The sequence below is a fragment of the Moorena sp. SIO2C4 genome, assembly GCF_010672485.1.
Classification (GTDB): Bacteria; Cyanobacteriota; Cyanobacteriia; order Cyanobacteriales; family Coleofasciculaceae; genus Moorena; species Moorena producens.
Genome location: NZ_JAAHGN010000690.1, coordinates 1 through 4,080, shown reverse-complemented (window position 1 = coordinate 4,080; position 4,080 = coordinate 1). Strand labels below are relative to the sequence as shown.

Genomic DNA, 4,080 nt, shown 5'->3' with positions numbered 1-4,080 from the left:
AAAATAACTGCCTCTGACTATACGGTAGCGGCTGGGGGACCAGCGACGAATGCAGCAGTAACGTTTAGCTATCTGGGAAATATAGAGGTGCGACCCAAGGGCGATTTACTCGCCCTAGGAGGCGCGCACCTATCTAAAATTTTAGGTGTGGTGGGAATTAACCCGATTACTAAGCTAATTCGCAGCGATTTGACCAGTCATGGCGTAATCATCGCTGACCTTGATCCAGCTAACCCCCAACCGCCACCAGTATCTTCTATCATTGTTACGGAATCCACAGGCGATCGCGCAGTTATTTCGATTAATGCTACTAAAATCCAAGCCAGCACTACACAAATACCTCAGGATTTAGACTTGATGGTGGATGTGGTGCTCATTGATGGTCATCAGATGGTGGTTAGTAATGCGATCGCAAAATTTGCCAAAACTCATCATATCCCTGTAGTCATCGATGGGGGTAGCTGGAAGCCAGGATTTGAAACAATTTTGCCCTACGTTGATTACGCAATTTGCTCAGCCAATTTCTATCCACCAGGGTGCTGTGGTCAACAAGAGGTGATGGCTTATCTCCTAGACGCTGGGATTCCTCACATTGCCATTACCCAAGGAGAAAAACCAATTCAGTATCGCAGCTTAGGAGTGTCCGGTGAAGTACCCGTACCCCAGATTCAAGCAGTAGATACTTTGGGAGCTGGGGATGTGTTTCACGGTGCCTTCTGTCACTATATTCTACAGAAAGAGTTTACTGATGCCCTAGGCGCAGCAGCAAAGGTAGCTACCAATTCCTGTCAGTTTTTTGGGACTCGTCGGTGGATGGAAAAAGATATCGAAAATTAGAGCAATAAATTTTTGTCTGCCCACACCGATGGGGAACTAGAACGGCTTATACTCCAATCTGTAATCTACAAATAGCGACGAAACCTGATGCAAGACTACCAAGCTCCCTGGTACCTAAGAAATGGCTTATTTCAAAGTATTGCTACAACTTACTGGTACGGCAAAACCTGGAGTTGGTGGGGGGAAAAAGTACCTTGGCTTTCCCATTTGCCCCTGATTCCCTGGCAGGAAAAGATATTTACTGGTGCGGATCAGGTACCATTGCGCGGATTGTGGAGTTGTCCTGACAATGCCAAAGGGACCCTGATTGTTAACTATGCCCTTACAGGGGATGTCGATAGTGGTTGGTATAGTCGTACCCTTGCTCGTAAAGCCTACAGTAATGGTTGGGCAGTGTTAATTTATGATTGGCGCAGTAACGGACGCAGTGCACAACTATCCCCAGTCCCATCTTCTGACGGTTGGCGAGAAGGGGAAGATCAGTTGCAGCTAGCCATGCAATTAGTAAAGATGGGTTGCCCAGAACCTGTCGGTTTGGTGGGCTTTTCCATGGGGGGACAGTTGGCATTGTGGGGACTTAAGGCAGCAGTTGAAAACAATTGTTCTCTGGTCAGGTTTGGAGCAGTTTTGGCTCCTAATCTGGAATCGAATCGCTCCATAGATTATTTGCTATCTACGCCAATGGGACGTTTGATCGAACAGAGGTTCACTCATAAACTCAGGAAAATAGCTCAACAACGGTTAGAAAACTTTCCTGAGGCTGTTAAACCTGGTGTAGTGGAGTGCATTAACTCAATGCGGAGCTTTGACCACTATATGGTGATTGATTACTACGGGTTTGCTAGCGTTAATGAATACTATCAGAAGACTAGTGGACTTTACCTGTTGGACAGCTTAGCTTTGCCCTATTTGATCATCTATGCTGCGGATGACCCGATTTTTGACCCTACTATTATTCCAGAATTGGAAGAGCGCACGAGTAGTAATCCCTATGCCAACTTGATTTTAACTCCCCAAGGGGGTCATGTGGCTCACATTAGTACAGGCAAAGGTGATGTGGATGAATTTTGGGCTTTGAATCGGCTTTTGGAATTTTGTGATAGTAAATCAATTCCTGGCAATCCTGAATCACCTTAAGCTAAACATGACCAGTAAACATAACCAGTTGGATTTTTGAGTAGCTATTATCACTTTTATATGGGCACAATTACCAAAGTCGTTGTTTATTCCCTAGGAATTTTCTTTCTCTGTACTACCCCAGTTTTTGCTCAACATAAACAACATAATAGTTCAACTGCCACTAGCCAGCAACAACAGATAGAAACGGTTAATTTAGTATCCCTACCGGAGGTATTACCGGAATGGAAAAAAGCCCGGGTTATCTATTTAGGAGAAACTCACAATAGCACAAAAGATCATGAGGCGCAGTTAGCGATTATTCAAGCACTAACCCGTGAAAATTCCAAAATTGCGATCGCAATGGAAATGTTCCAGCGCCCAGCTCAAGATATCCTGGATCAATACCTAGCCGGGGAAATCACAGAAGCTGAGTTGGTTAAGCAAAGTGAGTATGAACAACGCTGGGGCTTTCCTTGGGAATATTATGCTCCCCTAGTACGGTTTGCTAAAACCAATCAACTGCCTGTGTTAGCCTTAAATACACCCACTGAGGTCACTCGTAAAGTAGCCCGTAGCGGTTTAGAGAGTTTAACCTCTGCTGAGCAGGAACATATTCCGCCACTATCGGAAATTCGTACAGATAATGCTGATTACCGCAATCTGATTCAAGGATTTTACCAACAACATCACCACGCCGGTCATAGCAATAGTCTCAACTTCGACAATTTTTTCACTGCCCAAGTGTTATGGGATGAAACCATGGCAGAGAAGATTGCTTTGTTTGCCCAAGCTAACCCAGATTATCAAGTAGTAGTGATTGCTGGGCAAGGTCATATTATCTATGACTACGGTATACCCAGTCGGGTTGCTCGACGATTCAATCATCAGTTGGAACAAATTTCCGTTTTGTTGGGTGCTCAGCCAGAGAAACTGGCAGGAGAAAATGCGATCGCAGATTATTTATGGGAACATCCCTTTTGAATTAAGAATGTAGAATGTAGAATGTAGAATTTAGAATTTAGAATGTAGAATTGGGAATTTAGAATTTAGAATTTAGAATTTAGAATGTAGAATTGGGAATTTAGAATTTAGAATTTAGAATTGGGAATTTAGAACTTATAATTCTACATTTGGCCTTATACATTCTGCCTTATACATTCTACATTCTGCCTTATACATTCTACATTCTGCCTTATACATTCTACATTTGGCCTTCTTAATTCTACATTCTACATTTGGCCTTATACATTCTACATTCTTAATTCTACATTCTTAATTCTACATTCTACATTCTACATTCTTAATTCTACATTCTTAATTCTACATTCTTAATTCTACATTCTACATTCTACTTGCCTTATCCCCAAGAAACTCTACCAAGGGCTTAAACACACTCACTAATTCCGGACGTGCTGCAACTAGAGTTGGAAACGACCGCTGACCGTAATCTTGGCCTACTTCTAGGGGGAAAATTGTCTGAGAATCTAGGGGTACCCAAACTGCCCCAGCTGCGTGAATAATCACCCAAGCTCCAGCAAAATCCCAAATTTTCGGGGTGGCTTCCACTCCTCCTAAGGTGACACCGTTGGCAGTGGCGAGAAAGTTGTAACTGGCAACCCCTAGCATCCGAATTTTGCAGGGGAAGGGTTGCTTCATTACTGAGGTACTACGGGCGCACAGGTTGAAAAAGTGGTTTTGGCTAGGGGAATCCTGGCTGCTGTGGATGGGGCGTCCATTGAGAAAAGCACCGTTTTCGACACCTTTTAGCTCCGATTTCCCAAGCCAAAAACCATGAAAAGATTGCTGGACAGGAGCAAAATGAATGTAACCAAACACTGGAGTTCCCTGATACAACAAGCCTAAGGAAACCCCCCACAGGGGAATTCCTCTAGTAAAGTTGGTGGTGCCATCAAGAGGGTCAATAATCCAGCACCATTCAGACTCAGGAAATTGGTGGGATGCTTCTTCACTCAGTACGCCGTGGCTGGGGAAATGAGATGCGATCGCATCTCTAATTTCTTGATCTGCCCACCTGTCCGCCTGGGTCACTAACGTACCATCGGCTTTTTCGGACCCTTGTACCTGACCAAAGTCCCGGAGGTGCCGATTACCGACACGGTTTGA

At 44.2% G+C, this 4,080-nt stretch carries 4 protein-coding genes; 3 read left to right on the top strand and 1 reads right to left on the bottom strand.

The window, feature by feature from the left end:
* The 3 genes from F6K20_RS27270 to F6K20_RS27260 form a co-directional block, all read left to right on the top strand.
* A partial coding sequence (locus tag F6K20_RS27270) for a PfkB family carbohydrate kinase (RefSeq protein WP_287296739.1) occupies positions 1-837 on the top strand: 837 nt, incomplete at its 5' end.
* 87 nt (positions 838-924) lie between these two features.
* Positions 925-1,974, top strand: coding sequence for a YheT family hydrolase (locus tag F6K20_RS27265; RefSeq protein WP_287296737.1), 1,050 nt, complete (start codon positions 925-927; stop codon positions 1,972-1,974).
* Between the two features lie 60 nt (positions 1,975-2,034).
* Positions 2,035-2,937, top strand: coding sequence for a ChaN family lipoprotein (locus F6K20_RS27260; protein WP_287296741.1), 903 nt, complete (start codon positions 2,035-2,037; stop codon positions 2,935-2,937).
* A 360-nt stretch (positions 2,938-3,297) separates the two neighbouring features.
* Here F6K20_RS27260 and F6K20_RS27255 read toward each other — a convergent pair.
* Positions 3,298-4,080: inositol monophosphatase family protein (locus tag F6K20_RS27255; protein WP_287296735.1), on the bottom strand; the 783-nt coding region annotated here is incomplete at its 5' end.